Genomic DNA, 18,793 nt, shown 5'->3' with positions numbered 1-18,793 from the left:
TCGGCGGGACTCCCCGACCGTTTCTGGTATACCAAATGGAGTCCCGTTCTCATGACCCGAGGAGACCCCGTGCCCCGGCCGCCCCGCACCGCCACCCTGTTCCACGACGTCCGGCCCTTCGGCGGCCCGGCCCGTGACCTGGTCTCCGTGGACGGACTGCTCGTCGACGAGGTCCCCCGGGACGCCGTCGTCGAGCGGGTCGACGGCGGCGGCAGGATGGCGCTCCCGACCCTGGTCGACGCGCACATCCACCCCGACAAGACCTCCTGGGGCGAGCCCTGGCACAGCCGCCGCCCCGCGCACGGCATCGCCGAGTACGTCGCCGGCGACGTGGAACTGGCCCGCGCCCTGCCGACCCCGGTGGCCGAGCGGGCGCTGCGGCTGATGGCGCACGCCGCCGCGCAGGGCACCCGGGCGATGCGCGCCCACGCGGACGTGGCCCCCGCCTACGGGCTCTCCGGGATCGAGGGGGTCGCCGAGGCGGCCCGGAAGCTCGCCGGGATCGTCGACGTGGAGCTCGTCGCCTTCCCGCAGCACGGGGTGGTGCGGACGCCGGGCGTGGCCGGACTCCTCGCCGAGGCCGCCGCGAGCGGGCTCGTCACGCACATCGGCGGCATCGACCCGGCCGGTTTCGACGCGGACGGCGGGCACGACGGCGATCAGCTCGGCACGGTGTTCGCGCTGGCCGAGAAGCACGGGCTGGGTCTTGACATCCATCTGCACGACCGGGGCGAGCAGGGTCTCGCCCCGCTGCGGGACATCGCCGCCCGCACCCGGGCCCTCGGGCTCCAGGGCCGGGTGAGCGTGGCGCACGCCTTCGCGGTCGCCGGGCTGTCGGGCGCCGAGCTGGACGGCACGGCGGACCTGCTCGCGGAGGCGGGGGTGTCGCTCACCACGGTCGCGCTGTCCGTGACCACGATCCTGCCGTTCCGGCGGCTCGCCGAGCGCGGGGTGACGGTCGGCCTCGGTTCGGACGGGGTCCGGGACAGCTGGAGCCCGTTCGGGAACGCGGACATGCTGCACCGCGCCTGGCTCGCCGCCTGGGCCCTGGACGCGCGGCTCGACGAGGAGCTGGAGGGCTGCTTCCGGCTCGCCGCCGACGGGGGCGCCCGGCTCCTCGGCCTGCCGTCGGCGGAACTGCGTCCCGGCTCCCCCGCCGACTTCATGCTCGTCGACGGCGAGTGCCTGCCGCAGGCGGTGGTGGACCTGCCCCGCCGCGAGCTCGTGGTCCGCGCGGGCCGGGTGGTGGCGCGGGACGGCCGCCTGGTGTGAGGGCCGCACGGGGGCGGGGCGCCGTGCCCCGCCCCCGTGCGGGCCGGTCTCAGTCCCGCTCCACGTCCACCGTCGTGAGCGAGGCGTACCGCTCGGGGTCCCGGCGCCTGATCCGGCGGGCCACGAGCAGACCGGCCGCCAGGACCACGGGCAGCGGCACCAGGAGGGCCGTGTTCACGGCGCCGGTGCGGCCGGTGAGCAGGTCGAAGTGGACCACGGCGAGCACGGTGAGCAGGGCGAGGCCGGCGCAGGAGACCAGCGGCGCCCAGACCACCCGGGCGGCCGACAGGCCCATCCGGTCGCGCCGGAAGTAGGCCCACACGGCGAGGGCGGCGAGCGCCTGCATGCCCATGATGCCGAGGACGCCGACGCTGTTGGTCCACAGGAAGACCTCGCCGTACGGGTCGGCGGCGAGGAGCGCCCCGGCGGCGACGACGGCCAGGTTGAAGCCGGTCTGGGCGAGGACGGCGCCGCCGGGCGAGCCGTGCTTCCCGGAGACCGCGCCGAGGCGGCGGGGCAGCAGGCCCTCGCGGCCGAGGGCGTACAGGTAGCGGGCCCCGGCGTTGTGGAAGGCGAGGGTGGCGGCGAAGGCGCTGACGACGATGAGTCCGTGCATGGCGTCCGCCAGCCAGGGTCCCGCGTACAGCTCGGCGGCCCGGAAGGTGAGTTCGGGCCCGTCGGCGGCGCGGGCCAGCTCCACGGCCTCGTCGGTGCCGAAGGCGCCCATGATCAGCCAGCAGCCGAGGGAGTAGAAGACAGCGAGGAAGCCGATCGCGATGAAGGTGGCCCGGGGGACGGTCCTGCGCGGTTCGCGCACCTCCTCGGCGAAGATCGCGGTGGCTTCGAAGCCGGTGAAGGCGCCGATGACCAGGACGAACATGCCCGCGACGCCGCCTGCGGCGAGCGTGGAGGGGGCGAAGGAGGCGGTGTCGAGGGCGGCGGTGCCGCGCTCGCCGAGGATGCCGCCGTCCATGACGACGAGCGAGAGGACCTCCAGGACCAGGGCGATGCCGAGGACCTTGGCGCTGAGCGTGACCTTCAGCCAGCCGAGGACGCCGACGGCGAGGACGCAGAGCGCGGAGAGAGACCACCAGGGCAGGTCGGCGCCGGTGGCGTCGCGGATCGATCCGGCGGCGAAGTAGCCGAAGGCGGCGGCGACTCCGGGGGTGACGAGGTTGTAGGAGACGACGGCGACGTAGGCGGTGCCGACGCCGAGGGTGCGGCCGAGACCGCGGGCGACGTACGCGTAGAAGGCGCCGGCGTTGCGGACGTGCAGGCTCATCGCGGTGAACCCGGCGGCGAAGAGGGCGAGCAGGGCGCCGGAGACGAGGTAGGCGAGCGGGGCGCCGGATCCGCCGATGCCGATGGCGAAGGGGGCGACGCCGGCGAGGACGGTGAGCGGCGCGGCGGCGGCCACGACGAAGAAGACCAGGTCGAAGGTGCCGATGCGGCCGGCGGCGAGCTTCCCCGCCGCTTCCTCGGCCCGCGGAGCCGTACGGGAGGTGGTGTCGGTGGTCACGCGGTGCCTCCGGCGGACGAGGGGAGCGCGGACGCGGCGGGCGCGGACGAGGGGAGCGCGGACGGGAGGGGCGCCGGCGGGACGAGCGTCGGGTGGCCGTCGTCTCCGAAGGGGCCGACGACCCGTCCGGCGTGCAGGACGAGCAGCCGGCGGGGGTGGGCGGCGACGGCCTCGGGGACGGATCCCGCGGCGACCGCGACGAGGTCGGCGCGGGCGCCGGGGGCGATGCCGTAGTCGTCGAGGCCGAGCGCGGCGGCGGCCTCGCCGGTGACGAGGGAGGCGGCGAAGGACAGTTCGGGGTCGGTCATGAGCCCGGTCCTCAGGCCGATGATCGTGGCGCGTTCGAGCATGTCGGCGGTGCCGTAGGGCCACCACGTGTCACGGATGTTGTCGGAGCCGGCGAAGACCCGGACACCGTGTTCGCGCAGCCGGAGGACGGGCGGCACGGGTCCGCTCGGACCGTTGGTCATGATCGCGACCCCGGCGACGGCGAGGGCCTCGCAGGTGCGGTCGAGTTCGGCGTCGTCGACGTCGCCGAGGGCGTAGGCGTGGCTGACGGCGACCTTGCCGCCGAGGCCGAGGGCGGCGGTGCGGGCGGCGATGTCCCGCAGCTGGGCGGTGCCGGTCTCGCCGCCGTCGTGGAGGTGCAGGTCGATGCCCTTGCCGTGGCGCTCGGCGAGGCCGAAGACGGTGTCGAGCTGGCCGGCGGCGTCGCCGTCGAAGCCGACGGGGTCGAGGCCGCCGACGAGGTCGGCGCCGTCGGCGAGCGCGGCGTCGAGGAGCTCGGCGACGCCGGGCGCGGTGACGACCCCGGACTGGGGGAAGGCGACGAGCTGGATGCCGAGCCGGTCGCGGAACGCCTCGCGGACGCCGAGGAGGGCGTGCAGGTGGTCGAGGCCGGCGTCGGGGTCGACGTCGACGTGGGAGCGGACGTGCCCGGTGCCGAGGGACACCATCCGGCGGGCGAGGGCGGCGGCCCGCTCGGCCACGGGGACGTCCTCGGTGCGGCGGGAGGCGCGCTCGGCGGCGATCTGCTCGCGCAGGGTCCCGGTGGTCCGGTGCGGGCGCCAGGGGGCGCCGAGGAGGGTCTTGTCGAGGTGGGCGTGGCCGTCGACCAGGGCGGGCAGCAGCAGCGCGCCGCCGAGGCGGAGCGCGCCGGCCGGGGCGGGGCGGGCCGGGTCGTGCTCCTCGACGGCTCTCACCCGGCCGCCGTGGAGGTGGACGTCGGCGGTGCGGCCGTCGGGGAGGGTGGCTCCGAGGAGGGCGGTGGGCCCGGGCGGGGCGGACGCCTCGCTCATGGTGTCTCCTTGGCGAAATGTGGACGGGGGTGGCGGGGCGCGCGGAACGCCCCTGGTGACCGCGGTGTGGCGCCACGGTAATTGGTATACCGAATACCAGGCAATGCCTGGGAGGCCCTCAGTTCGGAACCCTCGCGAACAGGTCTGCGAAGATCGGGGAGCCACGCCGCCCACTCCCCCGCCGACTGGAGCCCGCCCGATGACGACCCCCCGCCCCGGCCGCAGCACCGCCATCGGGGACACCCACCCGTCCCTGCGCGAGCGGGTGTACGTGGAGCTGCGCGAGCGGATCATCGAGGGCGACTACCCGGCGGGGCTCCGGCTCGTGGAGCGGGAGATCGCCGACGAGCTGCGGGTCTCCCGGGTGCCGGTGCGGGAGGCGATGCAGCGCCTGGAGTCGGAGGGCTTCCTCTCGGTGCAGCCGCGCCGGGGGTCCGTGGTGGCGGAGTTCGGCCCCGAGGACGCCGCGTACCTCTTCGACGTACGGGAGAACCTGGAGGGCCTCGCCGCGCGGCTGGCGGCCCGGCACGCGGGCGCCGAGCGCCTGCGGGACCTGGAGAAGCTCCTCGCGCGGGCCCGGCGGGCGGCGGAGTCGGGCCGGCTGCGCGAGGCGGTCTCGCTCAACGCCGACTTCCACCGCCGGATCGTCGAGTTCTCCGGGAACCCGCTCCTGGTGGACCTGATGGCCCCGCTCGACTCCCGGCTGCGCCGGCTCTTCCGGCTCACCTCGGCCCAGTCGGACGGCGAGCCGATGTGCGGGGCGCACGAGCGGCTCTTCGAGGCGCTCCGGGACCGCGACGAGGACGCCGCGGAGGCCCTGGCCCGCGCCCATGTCGCCGACACCCGCGCGTCGACCCTGCGGCTGCTCGCGGAGCTTCCGGACACCCCCTAGGGGTGCGTCCGGCACCGGTTGGGGTGCCGGGAGGCGAAGGACACCCCGCAGGGGCCGTCCTGTCGACCGGGCCGGGGCTCAGCCGACCGCCCGCAGCTCCTTCCGTACGGCGTCCAGGTCGGCGTCCGAGGCCAGTCCCGCGTGGTACAGCCGCAGTTCGGTCGCGCCCTCCTCGCGTGCCTGCCCGGCGTCCCGGGCCAGCCGTCCGGGCGCGCCGCCCAGGCCCGTGACGATCGGGAGGTTGGCGGCGAGGACGGTCTCCGCGCGGGCGTGCGCCGCGAAGCCGGCGAGCTTCGGCGGCCGGGCGACGACGCCGTCCGCGAGGCCGAGGACGTGGGCCGGGTCCGTACCGGCGTCGGCGCCGCAGCGGTACGGGTCGGGGTCGGCGTGCAGCAGGACGCGGAAGCCCGGCGGGGCGGCGGCGCGCACGGCGGCGACGGCGGCATCCTGGAAGGCGCGGGCGGTCCGCGCGCGCCAGGCGAGGGCCGGGGTCTCCAGGGCGCCGAGCCCGCCCGCCGGTCCGGCGCCGTTCCACGCGGGCACGAGGGCGGCGCGCACGGCGGCGGCCAGCTCGTCGGGGTCGGCGCCCTCGTCCGCGTACCCCTGGCGGCAGGAGGGGCAGAAGCAGAGCGACATCAGGAGCTGCTCGCGCTCCCCCAGGGGGATGCCTGCGGTCTTGTCGTGGGCGTGCAGATGGGCGAGGCCGTACCAGCCGCAGGACTCCAGCTCCGTGCCGGCCGCGCCGGGCCGTACGGCGGCCTCGGCGGCGAGCCCGACGAGGAGGGCGCGGACCTCGGGGCGGGCGATGCAGGGCGCCCACGGATAGCGGTCGCCGTGGGCGTTGACGACGGAGGTCCCGGGGTGTTCGGCGCCGAGGCGGGAGTTGTGCGCGAGGACGACCCAGCTGTGCACGTCGAGGCCGGTGGCGGCGAGGGCCTCGGCGGCCCGTCCGTAGGCGTCGCCGGGGGCCCACTCCCCCGCCGGGTACGGGCGGAGCGCGCGGCCCGCCCAGCGGCCGGGGTCCGGCGGGTAGAGCACGGCGGCGTGCTCGGCGGTGACGATCCTGCGGACCGGGTGACGGGGGGTCAGGGCCCGGGTGGAGTGGTAGGCGGCGGCGAGGGTGACCTGTGTGAGGCCGAGTCCGGCGAGGAGCTCGGGGGCGGCGGGGTCGCCGTCGACGTCCCAGGGGTAGAGGAAGGCTCCGGTCCTCACGCCCCGGCCTCCTGGAGGCGGGCCCTGGCGTGCTCGACGAGCCGCATGAGCGCGTCGACGTGCGCGGCGGCGGGCTCGCTCAGCGGGGGCCGCACCTCGCCGACGTCCGGGCCGGTCCGGCGGACGGCCGCCTTGACGAGGGAGACGGCGTATCCCCGGCCCTGGGCGCGGAGTTCGACGAGCGGCCGGTAGAAGCCGTCGACGAGCAGGTCGACGGTGGCGTCGTCGCCGGTGGCCAGGGCGCGGTGGTAGGCGAGGGCGAGGTCGGGGGCGAAGCAGAAGACGGCGGAGGAGTAGAGGGTGACGCCGATGCCCCGGTAGGCGGCGCCGGTGAGTTCGGCGGTCGGCAGGCCGTTGAAGTAGAGCAGGTCGAGGCCCTCGGCGCGGACGGCGCTGACGATCCGCTGCATGAGGCCGAGGTCGCCGAGGCCGTCCTTGAGGCCGATGACGCCGTCGGTGCGGGCGAGGGCGACGGCGGTCTCGGGGGTGAGGACCGCGTTGTCCCGCTGGTAGACGATGACGTCGAGCGCGGTGGCGGCGGCGATGTCGGCGTAGTGGCGGAGCAGCCCGGCCTGGTCGGCGACGACGAGGTACGGGGGCATGGCGAGGAGCCCGTCGGCGCCGGCCTCCTCGGCGAGGCGCGCGTACCGGATCGCGAGGGCGGTGCCGTAGCCGGTGCCCGCGACGACGGGGACGCGGCCGGCAGTCTCCTCGACGGCGGCGGCGACGCAGTCCCGGAACTCCTCGGGGGTGAGGGCGTGGAACTCGCCGGTGCCGCAGCAGGCGAAGACGGCCCCGGCACCCGCCTCGACCCCGGCGCGGACGTGGGCGCGGAAGGCGCCGAGGTCGACGGAGCCGTCGGGCGCGAAGGCGGTGACGGGGAAGAACAGCAGGCCGTCGAGGCGGGCGGCGAGCGGGGCAGTGGTCACGGGTGCTCCCCAGGAGGTCCGTCGTGCACAGTCATGACTGTCATCCATATGCGTGAACGCTGACCTCACGCACGCTAGAGCAGCGCCGATCGGCCGGTCAAGGCGATTGCGCCGCTGCGTCAAGGATCTTGACGCTCCGTCGGGCGCCTCCCTAGCGTGTCCACGGTTGTGAATGTCACTCATGTCCATGCCACTCGACGGAGGAGACCCACCCCATGTCCGGACCCCGCACCGTCCTGCTCACCGGCGCCGCCGGAGGCGTCGGCACGCTCATGCGGGAGCTGCTGCCCGCGTACGGCTACGCGCTCCGCCTCCTGGACGCCGCTCCCGTGCCGGGGGCACCGGACGCGATCGTCGCCGACCTCGCCGACCGCGCGGCGCTGCGCGAGGCCGTCCGGGACGTCGACGCGATCGTGCACCTGGCGGGCATCTCCCTGGAGGCCGACTTCGACGCGATCCTGGCGGCCAACATCGCCGGCACCCAGCACCTCTACGAGGCCGCCCGCGAGGAGGGCGTCCGGCGCGTCGTCCTCGCCTCCAGCAACCACGCCGTCGGCTTCACCCGGCGCCCGCGCGACGGCGAGGCACCGATCCCGGTCGACACCCCGCACCGGCCCGACACCTTCTACGGCCTCTCCAAGTGCTTCGGCGAGGACCTGGCCCAGCTCTACTGGGACCTGCACGGCATCGAGACGGTCTCCCTGCGCATCGGCTCCTGCTTCCCGGAGCCCACCTCGGTGCGGATGCTCTCGCTGTGGCTCAGCCCCGCCGACTGCGCCCGCCTCCTGCACGCCGCACTCAGCGCCCGGGACGTGGCCCACACGGTCGCGTACGGCTCGTCCGCCAACACGCGCGCGTACTGGGACCTCTCCACGGCCAGGGCACTCGGCTACGCGCCGGAGGACGACTCGGAGACGTACGCGGAGAAGCTGATCGCCGAGAAGGGCCTGCCGCCGGAGGGCAGCCCGGACGACCTCTACCTGGGCGGCCACTTCTGCGTGGACCCGCCCCGATGGCCGCACTGAACGGGCCGCGACGGGCCCGGATACTCAGGACCCGGCCGGACTGATACGGGGGAGCCGGCCGGGGCCCGGGCCTCGGTGCGCCTCGGCGCACCAGACCAGCTCACCGTAGGCGCGGCCGAAGATCATCGCGAGCCGCGGAACGCGGCACCTGTCCGGATTGCGCGGTGGGTTGGCGCAAAGAAGCACACACCCGCCCCTGGACGCGCCCCCGCACCCCCGGCGAACCCTCCGGCGCCCCGCCCACGGCACCCTCAGCGGCCCGCCCTGAGCGTGCGGGACGGCGACTCGCCGAACCGCTCCCGGTAGCGGGCCGCGAACCGGCCCTGGTGGGCGAAGCCCCAGCGCCAGGCCACCTCGCTCACGCTCACCTCGTCCGGCGCGGCCGCCCGCAGCTCCTCGCGGACCCGGTCGAGCCGGACCTCCCGCACGTACGCCATCGGCGACATCCCCACGTACTCCCGGAAGGACTCCTGGAGCCGGCGCACGCTCACCCGGGCCAGGGCGGCGAGCTCGGTGGTCGTGAAGGGGTGCTCCGGGCGCTCCCGCACCGCGTCCATCACGCGCTTGACCGGCGCCGGGCGCCGCGCCTCCCCCGGATGCGCGAGCGCCTCGCGCCAGGGGTGCTCGGCGGCCAGCAGCAGCCCGTTGAGGAGCGCCTCCTGGAGGGGCCCGGCGACCAGCTCGTGCGTGGCGAGGCCCTCACCGGCGAGCGCCTCCGCGGCGACCTGGCGGGCGAAGCGCACCCAGCTCAGACCGGGGCCGCGCGTGATGTCCAGGTTCGGTGTGAAGACGAGCGGACCGCGCGGCGCGCGGCCCGTCAGCTGTTCCAGGCGGTCGCGCAGCGCGGCCGCGCCGACCTTCACGGAGAGCGTCCGGCAGTCCCCGGTCCAGCGGTCGAGGTAGGTGTCCCCCGCCGGGTCGAGGAGCAGCGCCTCGGCGGGGGTGGCGACGATCCGGGAGCCGCCGCCCTGCCGCATCTCCATGGTGCCGCTCAGCGGCGCGTTCAGGTGGTACGCGCCGAGCTCGCCGAAGCTCATCCGCACATCGGCGCCGCAGCTGAGGTCGCCGATGACCAGCGGCCCGAGCGCCACGGTGTCGAAGCGGGCCGCGAAGGGGCGCCGTTCCCGGTCGACGACGGCCATCCGGTTCGCGTAGTAGCGCGCGTCGAGCTCCTCGCGCGCCTCGTCCACGTCGCCGGTCCGGAACGAGCTCCCGCCCACAGCACCCGCGCCCCGCGCGGCCCCCACACTTCCCATGAACCGAAAGAATATTCATATGACGGATCTGACCGGGAACGGCAGGATGCGCGGCATGCCACGACCCCATGGATTCAGCTACGAGCAGCGCCGTGACGGCTCCGTCGTCCTCACCCACCAGGGCCGCGCCGCGGGCGTGCTGCGCGGCGCCCGCGCCGCGAAGTTCCTCGCCGAGGTGGAGGCGGGCGACGCCCAGCTGGTCATGGCCCGCTGGACGGGGGCGTACCGCTTCGGCAACGAACGCCAGGCCAGGAACCACCCGCGTAACCGGTCCGGCCGAACCGGGCGCGGGTAAGGGAACGGCAAAGGGACCCGGATCGTTAGCCCTGGCATGACCGCAATGACCCCCGGCTCGAACATCCCTCTCACCGCCGCGCGCGTGGCGGTGGACGTGGCCGCCCCCGTGCGGCTCGACGTCTCGGGCCTGCTGCTCGGCGCCAACGGCAAGGTGCGCTCGGACGACGACTTCATCTTCTACAACCAGCCCGCCGGGCCCGGCGTCACCTACCGCTCCGGCGGCGGGGCCGCGCCCGACGCGATCGTGGTGGACACCGGCGCCCTCCCCGCCGGCATCGAGCGGATCGTCGTCACCGCCAGCCCGGACGCCGCGGGCCAGACCTTCCAGGGCGTCGAGCCCACGGCCACCATCCGGAACGCGGACGACGGCTCCGTGATCGCCACGTTCACCCCGCCGCAGCTGGCCACGGAGACGGCGCTCGTGGTCGTCGAGATCTACCTGCGCAACGGCGCGTGGAAGGCCCGCGCGGTGGGCCAGGGATACGCGAACGGGCTCGCCGGCATCGCGACCGACTTCGGCGTCTCGGTGGACGACGAGCCGGCCGCCGCCCAGGCCCCGGCCCCCGCCGCTCCGGCCCCCGTCGCCCCGGCCCCGGCCCCGGCCGCCCCGCCGGTGCCGCCCGCGCCGCCCGCCGCCCCGGTGGACCCGCGCGTCGCGGCGCCGGTGCCCCCCGCCCCGGCCGCCGCACCCGTCTCCACCGGCAAGATCAACCTCGACAAGGGCCGGGTCAGCCTCCAGAAGAACCAGACGGTGTCCCTGGTCAAGGGCGGCCGTCCGCTGCTCTCCCAGGTCAGGATGGGCCTCGGCTGGGAGCCGGCCTACCGGGGCAAGGACATCGACCTGGACGCCTCCGTCATCGCGTACGGCCCCCAGCGCAACCACCTGGACAGCTGCTACTTCGGCAAGCTGACCATCCTGGGCGGATCGATCCAGCACTCCGGCGACAACCTCACCGGCGAGGGCGCGGGCGACGACGAGGTGATCACCGTCGACCTCGGCCGCCTCCCGGCCGACGCCACCGGTCTGGTCTTCACGGTCAACTCCTTCTCCGGCCAGAAGTTCACCGAGGTCGCCAAGGCCTACTGCCGGCTGATCGACGGGGCCACCGGCGAGGAGCTGGTCCGCTTCGACCTCACCACCGCCGAACCGCAGACCGGCGTGATGATGGCCAAGCTGATCAAGCAGTTCTCCGGCGAGTGGGAGATGACGGCCATGGGCGAGTTCGTGAAGTCGCGGACCGTCCGGGGCATGGTGAAGCCGGCCGCCCAGGCGCTCTGAGCGGCCGGGTCCCCGGTCAGAACAGCGCGCTGTAGGCGTTGAGGGCGGGCTGGCCGCCGAGGTGGGCGTAGAGCACGGTCGAGTCCCGGCCGATCTCCCCCCGGTCCACCAGGTCGACCAGGCCCGCCATCGACTTCCCCTCGTAGACGGGGTCGGTGACCATGCCCTCGGTGCGGGCGGCGAGCCGCATCGCGTCGAGGGTGGTCTCGTCGGGGACGCCGTACACCCCGGCGTGATAGCGCTCGTCCAGTTCGACGTCGGCCGCCGTCACCTCGCGCTCCACGCCGATGAGGGCGGCGGTGTCCCGGGCGATCCGGGTGATCTGCTCGTGCGTCGGCACCGGCTTCGCGGAGGCGTCGATCCCGATGATCCGGCGGGCCGGGCCGCCCTCCTCGGCGAGCGCGGCGAAGCCCGCGACCATCCCGGCCTGGGTGGAGCCGGTCACCGAGCAGACGACGACCGTGTCGAAGAAGACGCCGAGGGCGCGCTCCTGCTCGGCCACCTCGTACGCCCAGTTCGCGAAGCCGAGGCCGCCGAGACGGTGGTCGGAGGCGCCCGCCGGGATCGCGTACGGCTTCCCGCCGCCCTCCTCGACCTCCCGCAGGGCCTGCTCCCAGCTCTCCTTGAAGCCGATGCCGAAGCCGGCCTTCACCAGCCGCACGTCGGCGCCCGCGAGGCGGCTGATCAGGATGTTGCCGACCTTGTCGTAGACGGCGTCGGGCCAGTCGACCCAGCTCTCCTGGACGAGGACGCACTTCAGGCCGGCGCGGGCGGCGACCGCGGCGACCTGCCGGGTGTGGTTGGACTGGACCCCGCCGATGGAGACGAGGGTGTCGCAGCCCTCGGCGAGGGCGTCGGCGACCAGGTACTCCAGTTTGCGGGTCTTGTTCCCGCCGTACGCGACACCGGAGTTGCAGTCCTCGCGCTTGGCCCAGAGGGTGGCGCCGCCGAGGTGGTGGGTGAGCCGATCGAGCGGGTGGACCGGGGACGGCCCGAAGAGGAGCGGGTAGCGTTCGAAGTCAGTGATCGGCAAAGCGGCTCCCGGTGGGTGGCGGCTGGTCGGAGGTCCTGGACGCGCTACGGCCCTTCGGGAGGGTCCACGGGCCCGGGGATGCCGGTGACCTCGGCCACCTCGATGGCGTCGTCCGCGAGCTGTTCGAGCGCGGCCCAGATCTCCGTGGTGACCAGCACCGCCTCCTCCGCGTCCCCCGCCGCGCACGCCTCGATGAGCCGGGCGTGCAGTTCGGCCGAGCCGCAGCTTCCGGAGTCGCCGAAGAGACGCCGCTCGACGCGGCGGATGAGCGGGGTGTACCGCGCGATGGTGGCGGCGGCGGCGTGGTTGCCGCTGGCGACGACGAGGACCTGGTGCAGCTCGTCGTCGGCGGCCAGCGCGGCCTCCACGTCCGAGTCGCGCACGGCCGCGGCGAAGCGCTCGTTGGCCTCGCGCATGGTCCGGATGCCCTCGGGGCCGAGCAGCGGCACCCCGGTCCTGGCGGCGAGCTCGTGCATCACCCGGACCACCGAGGCGGCGTCCCGGACGACCCGGCTGACCGGCCGGGTGACCCGGGTGTAGCTCTGCGGCTTGGACTCGACGAGCCCCTCGTCGCCGAGCCGGGCCAGGGCCTCGCGCACGGGTGCGCGCGAGAGCCCGAGCCGTTCGGCCAGGTCGGCGTCCTTCAGCGAGGCGCCGGGCGCGAGCTCGCCGCGCACGATGGCCTCGCGCAGCGCCTCGTACGCCCGGTCACGCAGCAGGGTCCGGCCCACGGGCCGCAGTGCGTCCATGGACTGACATGTTAGATGTCAGTCCATGGACCTGACCAGAGATCAGTTTCGGCCTCGGCTGTCTCAACGGCGGGGCTGACGCCGCCAGGGACCGGTGATCGCGACCATGATGCCCGGGTCCTGGATGTTGGCGAACAGCGTGTCGCCGTCGGGCGAGAAGACGACGCCGGTGAACTCGCTGCCGTTGAGGTCGTTGCGGGCGATCGGGTACGTGCGGCCCGAGTCGGTCGCGCCGAAGAGGTGCTGGACGCCCTCGCCGTCCTCGGCGATGACGAGCCCGCCGTACGGGGAGACGGTGATGTTGTCGGGGCCGTCGAACGCGCCGTCCTCGTCCGGGTTGGCGTTCACGCCGAGGAGCACCTTGAGGGTGAGGGTGCGGCGCTTCGGGTCGTAGAACCAGACCTGGCCGTCGTGCGCGGCGCCGGGGCTCTCCTCGCGCGCGTAGGAGGAGACGACGTAGGCGCCGCCGTCGGCCCACCACATGCCCTCCAGCTTGCGGGCGCGGGTGACCTGCCCGGCCGCGAACTGCTTGCGGACGGGGGTGGTGCGGGCGTCACGGTCGGGGACGTCGACCCAGTCCACGCCGTAGACGGTGCCGATCCGGGTGGCGCGGGACAGGTCGTCCACGAAGCGGCCCGTGGAGTCGATGCACTTGAAGGCCTGGAGCACACCGGCGTCGTCGGCGAGCGTGCGGAGCTTCCCCCGGCCGTGCTCGAAGCCGTGCGGCGGCACCCAGCGGAAGAGCAACCCGTTGGGCCCGGAGGCGTCCTCGGTGAGGTAGGCGTGGCCGCGCTTGGGGTCGATGACGACGGCCTCGTGGGCGTACCGGCCGAAGGCCTTGACCGGCTTCGGGGCGAGGTTGGCGCGGCGGTCGCGCGGGTCGACCTCGAAGATGTAGCCGTGGTCCTTGGTCATGCCGTTCTTGCCGGCCAGGTCCTCGGTCTCCTCGCCGGTCAGCCAGGTGCCCCAGGCGGTGCGGCCGCCGGCGCAGTTGGTGGAGGTGCCGGCGATGCCGACCCACTCGGCGACCGTGCCGTCGCGGTGGACCTCGACGACGGTGCAGCCGCCGGCCGCGGCCGGGTCGTAGACGAGCCCCTCGGTGAGCGGGACCGGGTGGGGCCAGGAGGCGCGGGGGCCCTTGAGCTCGTGGTTGTTGACGAGGTACGTGGTGCCGCGCGGGCCGGCGAAGGCGGCGGTGCCGTCGTGGTTGGAGGGCGTGAACTCGCCGGACTCCAGGCGGGTCACGCCGCTGTGGGTGACGACGCGGTACGAGAAGCCCTCGGGGAGCGCGAGCATCCCGTCGGGGTCGGCGACCAGCGGGCCGTAGCCGAGCGCGTGGCCGTGGTGGTGACCGTGGCCGTGCCCGGCTCCGTACGCCTCCGGCTCGTCGGAGGCGAGCGCCTCGGGCGCGGTGGCGAGAGCCCCGACGGCACCGGTGAGGGCGAGGCCCGCACCGGCGGCGGCGGAGTGCTTGGTGAACTCTCTGCGGTTGAGCGGCATGGTGGTGGGGTCTCCCTGTGGTGGCCTGTATCGCGCGCCACCCTCCCGTGCCTCCGCGAACAGCGCCTGAACGCCGGGGGAACACCGCCGGGCCTCCCGCCCGCGGCCCGACGGCCCCGGCGCCCGTCGGATGCGACAGGCCCGTCGGGCTCGACGGCGCCGTCAGACTCGACACCCCCCGTCAGGCTCGACGGCCCCGTCAGGCCCGACGCCCCCGTCAGGCCCCCGGCGCCCCCGTGCGGGAGCGGGCCTTGAAGGCGGCCTTGCGGGCGTCCTTCGCCGCCGTCTTGTCCCGGTGCAGCCGGCCCATCGCCTCCAGGACCTCGGCGGTCGCGGGGTGCTCCACCCGCCAGGCCGCCTCGAAGAAGCCGCTGTGGCGGCCGGTCAGACCCTCGATCAGCTCCTGGACCTCCTCCAGGTCGCCGTCCGAGTCGAGCTGGGCCGCGATCGTGTCGATCGCCAGCCAGAAGATCATCGACTCCGGCGGCGCGGGCACGTCCGCCGCGCCGCGCTCCGCGAGCCAGACCCGGGCGAGGCCGCCGAGCTCCGCGTCGTCGAGGACCTCGCGGACGGCGGGCTCCGCCTCCGCGCCCACCAGGGACAGCGTCTGCTGGCAGTGCAGGCGCCGCAGCGGGGAGCCCGCGTCCACGCCCCGGGCGGCGTGCAGCAGCTCGCGGGCCGCGCCGAGCGGGTCACGGCCGGCCAGCCAGGCGGCGGTCTCCTCACGGGCCGCGACCTCCGGGTAGCCGGCGATCCCGTCGAGGAGCACGTCGGCGCCCTTGTCCGTCAGGTCGCCGACGGCGGGCGCGTCCAGGCCGGCCTCCAGCATCCGGGCGCGGACGCCGTAGAGCCCGAGCGGGGTGAGCCGCACCATGCCGTAGCGGCTGACGTCCTCGTCGTCGACGGGCGGCGCGGGCTCCTCGCCCTCCTCGGCCATCAGGGCCTCGTCGACGGGCTGGTACTCGACGAGCCCGATCGGTTCGAGCAGCCGGAACTGGTCGTCGAGCCGCATCATCGCGTCCGAGACCTGCTCCAGGACGTCGTCGGTGGGCTCGCCCATGTCGTCGGGGACGACCATCGAGGCGGCGAGCGCGGGCAGCGGCACGGGGCCCTCACCGGCGCCGCCCTCGCTGACGGTCAGCAGGTAGAGGTTGCCGAGGACGCCCTCAAGGAACTCGGTCTCCGCCTCGGGGTCCCAGTCGAGCGCCTCGATGTCGATCTCGCCGTCCTCGCCGACGACCGCGTCCAGGTCGTCGAGGACGGGGGCGACGGCGTCGGCGAAGACGGCGTCGAATCCGTCCAGCCAGAGGCCGAGGACGTCCTGCGGGGAACCGCCCGTGACCAGTGCGAGGTTCTCGCCGGGACCGGCCCGGCCGGGGACGTCGGCGTCCGCGCGCTCCTCGCCGTCCTCGACCTCGACGAGACCGGTGTCGACGGCGAGCCGCCAGGCGTCGCCGGCCCAGGTCTCGCCGTCCTCGTCGTCGGCGAGGCCCAGGAGCTCGGCGGCCGCCGGGAGTTGCTCGTCGACGAGCTCGCCGCCGGCGTCGACCCGGGTGTCGGGTCCGGCCCAGCGGGCGAGCCGGACCGCCTGGGCGAGGAGGGGGGCGGCCAGGGCGTCCCGCGCCAGCTCCGCGTCCGCACGCAGCCGAACGGGGGGAAGGTTGGGGTGCTCCGCTGACATCTGGGGGATCTCCTCGACACGTGCGTGGGTGAAGTCGAAAGGGCTCGACGAGCGGTCCTTCAGGGTAGACGCATCCGGGGCCCCGTCCGTCGGTTCACGGAGCCGTCAGCCTTCGTACACCCGTCGACTCTTGACAAGTCCACCGCTCTCACAAGAGATTGACGCGCGTAGATTCATCTGCCGTTCCTCCAAGCACCCTCCGGAGCCTCTGATGTCTTCGTCCATACCGAGATTCGCGGCCGTCTCCGCCGTCGTCGCCTCCGCCCTCGCCGCCGGCCTGCTCGCGGGCTCGTCGAGCGCCGTCGCGGAGGACGCCGCCGGCGTCCGCATCCACGACATCCAGGGCACGACGCGCGTCTCCCCCCTCGTCGGCAAGCAGGTCGCCGGCGTCACGGGCATCGTCACCGGCGTCCGCACCTACGGCTCGCGCGGCTTCTGGATCCAGGACCCGGAGGCGGACGACAACCCGGCCACCAGCGAAGGCGTCTTCGTCTTCACCAGCTCGGTCCCGACCGTCGCCGTCGGCGACGCGGTCAGCCTGAGCGGCACGGTCACCGAGTACGTCCCCGGCGGCCTGACCTCCGGCAACCAGTCGCTGACCCAGATCTCGAAGCCCGTGATCACCGTGCTCTCCCAGGGCAACCCGGTCCCGGCCCCGGTGACGATCTCGTCCTGGTCGGTGCCCGAGGAGTACACCCCCGAGGGCGACCCGGCCGCGGGCGGCTCGATCAACGGCCTGACCCTGGACCCCGAGACGTACGCCCTGGACTACTACGAGTCCCTGGAGGGCACCAACGTCCGGATCGGCTCGTCGCGGGTGGTCGGTGCCACCGACCCGTACGCGGAGCTGTGGGTGACGGTGAAGCCGTGGGAGAACCGCAACCTGCGCGGCGGCACGGTCTACGGCTCGTACGAGTCCCAGAACACCGGCCGGCTCCAGATCCAGTCGCTGACCCCGCTGGCCCAGCAGCCGTTCCCCAAGGCGAACGTGGGCGACCGGCTGACCGGCACCACCGAGGGCCCGCTCGACTTCAACCAGTTCGGCGGCTACACGCTGACCGCCCGCACCCTCGGCACGGTCGTCGACAACGGCCTGGAGCGCGAGACCACGGACAGGCAGCACAAGAACGAGCTGGCCGTGGCGACGTACAACGTCGAGAACCTCGACCCGACCGACCCGCAGGAGAAGTTCGACGCGCTCGCGAAGGCGGTCGTCGACAACCTCGCGTCGCCCGACATCGTCGCCCTGGAGGAGATCCAGGACAACAACGGCGCCAAGAACGACGGCACGGTCGCCGCCGACGTGACGGTGAAGAAGTTCACGGACGCGATCGTGGCGGCCGGCGGCCCGGCGTACGAGTGGCGCTCGATCGACCCGGAGAACGGCAAGGACGGCGGCGAGCCCGGCGGCAACATCCGTCAGGTCTTCCTCTTCAACCCCGAGCGGGTCTCCTTCACGGACCGCGCGGGCGGCGACGCGACCACCGCCACCGCCGTGACGGGCTCGAAGGGCCGGGCCGCGCTGACCCTGTCCCCCGGCCGCGTCGACCCGGCGAACGCCGCCTGGGAGGCCAGCCGCAAGCCGCTCGCGGGCGAGTTCGTCTTCCGCGGCCGCACGGTCTTCGTGATCGCCAACCACTTCGGCTCCAAGGGCGGCGACGAGTCCATCGTCTCGCACCACCAGCCCCCGACCCGCTCCTCCGAGGCGAAGCGGCTCCTCCAGGCGCAGGCCGTCAACGCCTTCGTGAAGGACATCACCGCGATCGACAAGCAGGCCGACGTGCTGGTGGTCGGCGACATCAACGACTTCGAGTTCTCCGGGACGACGAAGGCGCTGACCGACGGCGGCGCGCTGTACCCGGCCGTGAAGTCGCTGCCGCGCAGCGAGCGCTACTCGTACGTCTACCAGGGCAACACCCAGGTCCTCGACCAGATCCTGACCAGCCCCGGCGTCCACCACTTCGAGTACGACAGCGTCCACATCAACGCGGAGTTCGCCGACCAGGACAGCGACCACGACCCGCAGGTCCTGCGTTTCCGCCCCTGACGGTCCGCCCGGTCACACGCCCGCGCTCAGGCTGAGCGCGGGCGTGTACCGCCGTACCCGGCCACCCACGAGCCGCGGGTCGTGCTGCACCCGCTCCCAGGCCTCGCTCAGCGGGGCGTCGTCGGTCAGCCAGTCCTCGTGGGCCCGCTCGGACTCCCACTCGGCGTAGTTCAGGACCCTGGTCCCGTCGGTGGACAGATGGAACTGTCCGCTGATCCCGCCGGTCGCCGGCCGGGTCACCGCGTCCTCGTCCAGGGCGGCGAACACGTGGTCCACCCACTCCTCCCGGACTCCCGCGCCGGCACCCCCGCCCTCGCCGCCGAAGTCCGCCTCGACGATGACGACGACCCCGGGCAGCTCCCCCGTGCTCGTCGTGCCGCGGCCGGTGGAGCGGTGGACCGGCCCGTAGCGGCGCAGCTCCACCCGCTCGATGTCCGGCACGGCGGCGTCGATCTCGGCGTTCCGGTCGTCGCGGTAGGTGCGGACGAAGTCCTCGTAGGCCTTCTCTTCGGTCCACTGCGAGTAGTGCAGCAGGGTGTCCCCGTCGGTCCCGGCGAGGACGCTGTACGAGAGCAGGCCGAGGTCCGGCCACGCGCGGCTCTCCCAGGCCGTCCGGATGGCGTCGACGGCGGCGCGCTGGCGTTCGGGGGTGCCGACCCGCCACGTGCTGACGAGGACGGCACCGACTCCGGGGCGGTGCAGGTCGGGTCGGGCATCGGGGTGTGCGACGGCGTTCATGGGGGTGTCTCCTCCCGCTCGGTCCTGATGACCCGACCCTCCCCCCTCAACCTTGGTTGAGGTCAA

The 18,793-nt window shown here is 74.4% G+C and carries 16 protein-coding genes; 6 read left to right on the top strand and 10 right to left on the bottom strand.

All coding sequences use genetic code 11. The features are described 5' to 3' along the window. Window positions 1–51 precede the first annotated feature (51 nt). Window positions 52–1,272 (top strand): amidohydrolase, encoded by a 1,221-nt coding sequence (locus ABTY59_RS14140; protein WP_352019178.1) that lies wholly within the window; start codon window positions 52–54, stop codon window positions 1,270–1,272. 49 nt (window positions 1,273–1,321) lie between these two features. Here ABTY59_RS14140 and ABTY59_RS14135 read toward each other — a convergent pair whose 3' ends face one another. Both ABTY59_RS14135 and ABTY59_RS14130 read right to left on the bottom strand, forming a co-directional pair. Then, window positions 1,322–2,791, bottom strand: coding sequence for an APC family permease (locus tag ABTY59_RS14135; RefSeq protein ID WP_352019177.1), 1,470 nt, complete (start codon window positions 2,789–2,791; stop codon window positions 1,322–1,324). Then, on the bottom strand, window positions 2,788–4,089 hold the full coding sequence (locus ABTY59_RS14130) for an amidohydrolase family protein (protein WP_352019176.1): 1,302 nt from the start codon (window positions 4,087–4,089) through the stop codon (window positions 2,788–2,790). Before ABTY59_RS14130 ends, ABTY59_RS14135 begins: the two co-directional genes overlap by 4 nt. 199 nt (window positions 4,090–4,288) lie before the next feature. Between ABTY59_RS14130 and ABTY59_RS14125 the strand changes: the two genes are divergently transcribed. After that, complete coding sequence (locus tag ABTY59_RS14125) at window positions 4,289–4,981, top strand: GntR family transcriptional regulator (protein ID WP_352019175.1); 693 nt, start codon at window positions 4,289–4,291, stop codon at window positions 4,979–4,981. Window positions 4,982–5,059: 78 nt separating this feature from the next. Here ABTY59_RS14125 and ABTY59_RS14120 read toward each other — a convergent pair whose 3' ends face one another. Continuing rightward, window positions 5,060–6,193 (bottom strand): hypothetical protein, encoded by a 1,134-nt coding sequence (locus tag ABTY59_RS14120; RefSeq protein ID WP_352019174.1) that lies wholly within the window; start codon window positions 6,191–6,193, stop codon window positions 5,060–5,062. Next, window positions 6,190–7,122, bottom strand: a complete 933-nt coding sequence (locus ABTY59_RS14115) for a 5-dehydro-4-deoxyglucarate dehydratase (protein ID WP_352019173.1) — start codon at window positions 7,120–7,122, stop codon at window positions 6,190–6,192. The genes ABTY59_RS14120 and ABTY59_RS14115 overlap by 4 nt, the downstream gene beginning before the upstream one ends. A 215-nt stretch (window positions 7,123–7,337) precedes the next feature. Between ABTY59_RS14115 and ABTY59_RS14110 the strand changes: the two genes are divergently transcribed. Further along, a complete protein-coding gene (locus ABTY59_RS14110) occupies window positions 7,338–8,147 on the top strand; it encodes an NAD-dependent epimerase/dehydratase family protein (protein ID WP_352019172.1) in 810 nt (269 codons plus the stop codon). 251 nt (window positions 8,148–8,398) lie between these two features. Here the strand turns inward: ABTY59_RS14110 and ABTY59_RS14105 are convergent, their stop codons facing one another. Further along, a complete protein-coding gene (locus ABTY59_RS14105; RefSeq protein ID WP_352019171.1) occupies window positions 8,399–9,403 on the bottom strand; it encodes an AraC family transcriptional regulator in 1,005 nt (334 codons plus the stop codon). Between the two features lie 55 nt (window positions 9,404–9,458). Here ABTY59_RS14105 and ABTY59_RS14100 point away from each other — a divergent pair, with 55 nt between their 5' ends. Both ABTY59_RS14100 and ABTY59_RS14095 read left to right on the top strand, forming a co-directional pair. Then, window positions 9,459–9,698: a hypothetical protein gene (locus tag ABTY59_RS14100; RefSeq protein ID WP_352019170.1), complete on the top strand. Its 240-nt coding sequence runs from the start codon at window positions 9,459–9,461 to the stop codon at window positions 9,696–9,698. Window positions 9,699–9,734: 36 nt separating this feature from the next. Next, window positions 9,735–10,979 (top strand): TerD family protein, encoded by a 1,245-nt coding sequence (locus ABTY59_RS14095; protein WP_352019169.1) that lies wholly within the window; start codon window positions 9,735–9,737, stop codon window positions 10,977–10,979. A 16-nt stretch (window positions 10,980–10,995) separates the two neighbouring features. Here the strand turns inward: ABTY59_RS14095 and ABTY59_RS14090 are convergent, their stop codons facing one another. From ABTY59_RS14090 to ABTY59_RS14075, 4 genes are all read right to left on the bottom strand, one after another. After that, on the bottom strand, window positions 10,996–12,012 hold the full coding sequence (locus ABTY59_RS14090; RefSeq protein WP_352019168.1) for a 1-aminocyclopropane-1-carboxylate deaminase: 1,017 nt from the start codon (window positions 12,010–12,012) through the stop codon (window positions 10,996–10,998). Between the two features lie 44 nt (window positions 12,013–12,056). Beyond that, the gene (locus ABTY59_RS14085) at window positions 12,057–12,761 is read right to left on the bottom strand and encodes a GntR family transcriptional regulator (protein WP_352019167.1); all 705 of its coding nucleotides are present in this window, start codon (window positions 12,759–12,761) and stop codon (window positions 12,057–12,059) included. 63 nt (window positions 12,762–12,824) lie between these two features. Further along, the gene (locus tag ABTY59_RS14080) at window positions 12,825–14,261 is read right to left on the bottom strand and encodes an alkaline phosphatase PhoX (protein ID WP_352019166.1); all 1,437 of its coding nucleotides are present in this window, start codon (window positions 14,259–14,261) and stop codon (window positions 12,825–12,827) included. A gap of 217 nt (window positions 14,262–14,478) precedes the next feature. Further along, a complete protein-coding gene (locus ABTY59_RS14075) occupies window positions 14,479–15,942 on the bottom strand; it encodes a hypothetical protein (protein ID WP_352019165.1) in 1,464 nt (487 codons plus the stop codon). A gap of 211 nt (window positions 15,943–16,153) precedes the next feature. Here ABTY59_RS14075 and ABTY59_RS14070 point away from each other — a divergent pair, with 211 nt between their 5' ends. Next, window positions 16,154–17,989 (top strand): DUF8508 domain-containing protein, encoded by a 1,836-nt coding sequence (locus ABTY59_RS14070; RefSeq protein WP_352019164.1) that lies wholly within the window; start codon window positions 16,154–16,156, stop codon window positions 17,987–17,989. Between the two features lie 12 nt (window positions 17,990–18,001). Here ABTY59_RS14070 and ABTY59_RS14065 read toward each other — a convergent pair whose 3' ends face one another. Beyond that, the gene (locus ABTY59_RS14065) at window positions 18,002–18,727 is read right to left on the bottom strand and encodes an antibiotic biosynthesis monooxygenase (protein WP_352019163.1); all 726 of its coding nucleotides are present in this window, start codon (window positions 18,725–18,727) and stop codon (window positions 18,002–18,004) included. Between the last annotated feature and the right edge of the window lie 66 nt (window positions 18,728–18,793).

It is taken from the genome of Streptomyces sp. NPDC096079 (assembly GCF_040303145.1).
GTDB lineage: Bacteria > Actinomycetota > Actinomycetes > Streptomycetales > Streptomycetaceae > Streptomyces.
The sequence above is the reverse complement of the archived record's forward strand: the minus strand, read 5'-3'. Positions and strand labels throughout refer to the sequence as shown.

Excerpts from the sequence above, each read along its gene's own strand:
- ABTY59_RS14100 (WP_352019170.1), top strand. The coding sequence starts at position 9,459 with ATGCCACGACCCCATGGATTCAGCTACGAGCAGCGCCGTGACGGCTCC.
- ABTY59_RS14070 (WP_352019164.1), top strand. The coding sequence starts at position 16,154 with ATGTCTTCGTCCATACCGAGATTCGCGGCCGTCTCCGCCGTCGTCGCC.
- ABTY59_RS14075 (WP_352019165.1), bottom strand. The coding sequence starts at position 15,942 with ATGTCAGCGGAGCACCCCAACCTTCCCCCCGTTCGGCTGCGTGCGGAC.
- ABTY59_RS14130 (WP_352019176.1), bottom strand. The coding sequence starts at position 4,089 with ATGAGCGAGGCGTCCGCCCCGCCCGGGCCCACCGCCCTCCTCGGAGCC.
- ABTY59_RS14125 (WP_352019175.1), top strand. The coding sequence starts at position 4,289 with ATGACGACCCCCCGCCCCGGCCGCAGCACCGCCATCGGGGACACCCAC.
- ABTY59_RS14110 (WP_352019172.1), top strand. The coding sequence starts at position 7,338 with ATGTCCGGACCCCGCACCGTCCTGCTCACCGGCGCCGCCGGAGGCGTC.
- ABTY59_RS14065 (WP_352019163.1), bottom strand. The coding sequence starts at position 18,727 with ATGAACGCCGTCGCACACCCCGATGCCCGACCCGACCTGCACCGCCCC.
- ABTY59_RS14105 (WP_352019171.1), bottom strand. The coding sequence starts at position 9,403 with ATGGGAAGTGTGGGGGCCGCGCGGGGCGCGGGTGCTGTGGGCGGGAGC.
- ABTY59_RS14080 (WP_352019166.1), bottom strand. The coding sequence starts at position 14,261 with ATGCCGCTCAACCGCAGAGAGTTCACCAAGCACTCCGCCGCCGCCGGT.
- ABTY59_RS14095 (WP_352019169.1), top strand. The coding sequence starts at position 9,735 with ATGACCGCAATGACCCCCGGCTCGAACATCCCTCTCACCGCCGCGCGC.
- ABTY59_RS14140 (WP_352019178.1), top strand. The coding sequence starts at position 52 with ATGACCCGAGGAGACCCCGTGCCCCGGCCGCCCCGCACCGCCACCCTG.
- ABTY59_RS14085 (WP_352019167.1), bottom strand. The coding sequence starts at position 12,761 with ATGGACGCACTGCGGCCCGTGGGCCGGACCCTGCTGCGTGACCGGGCG.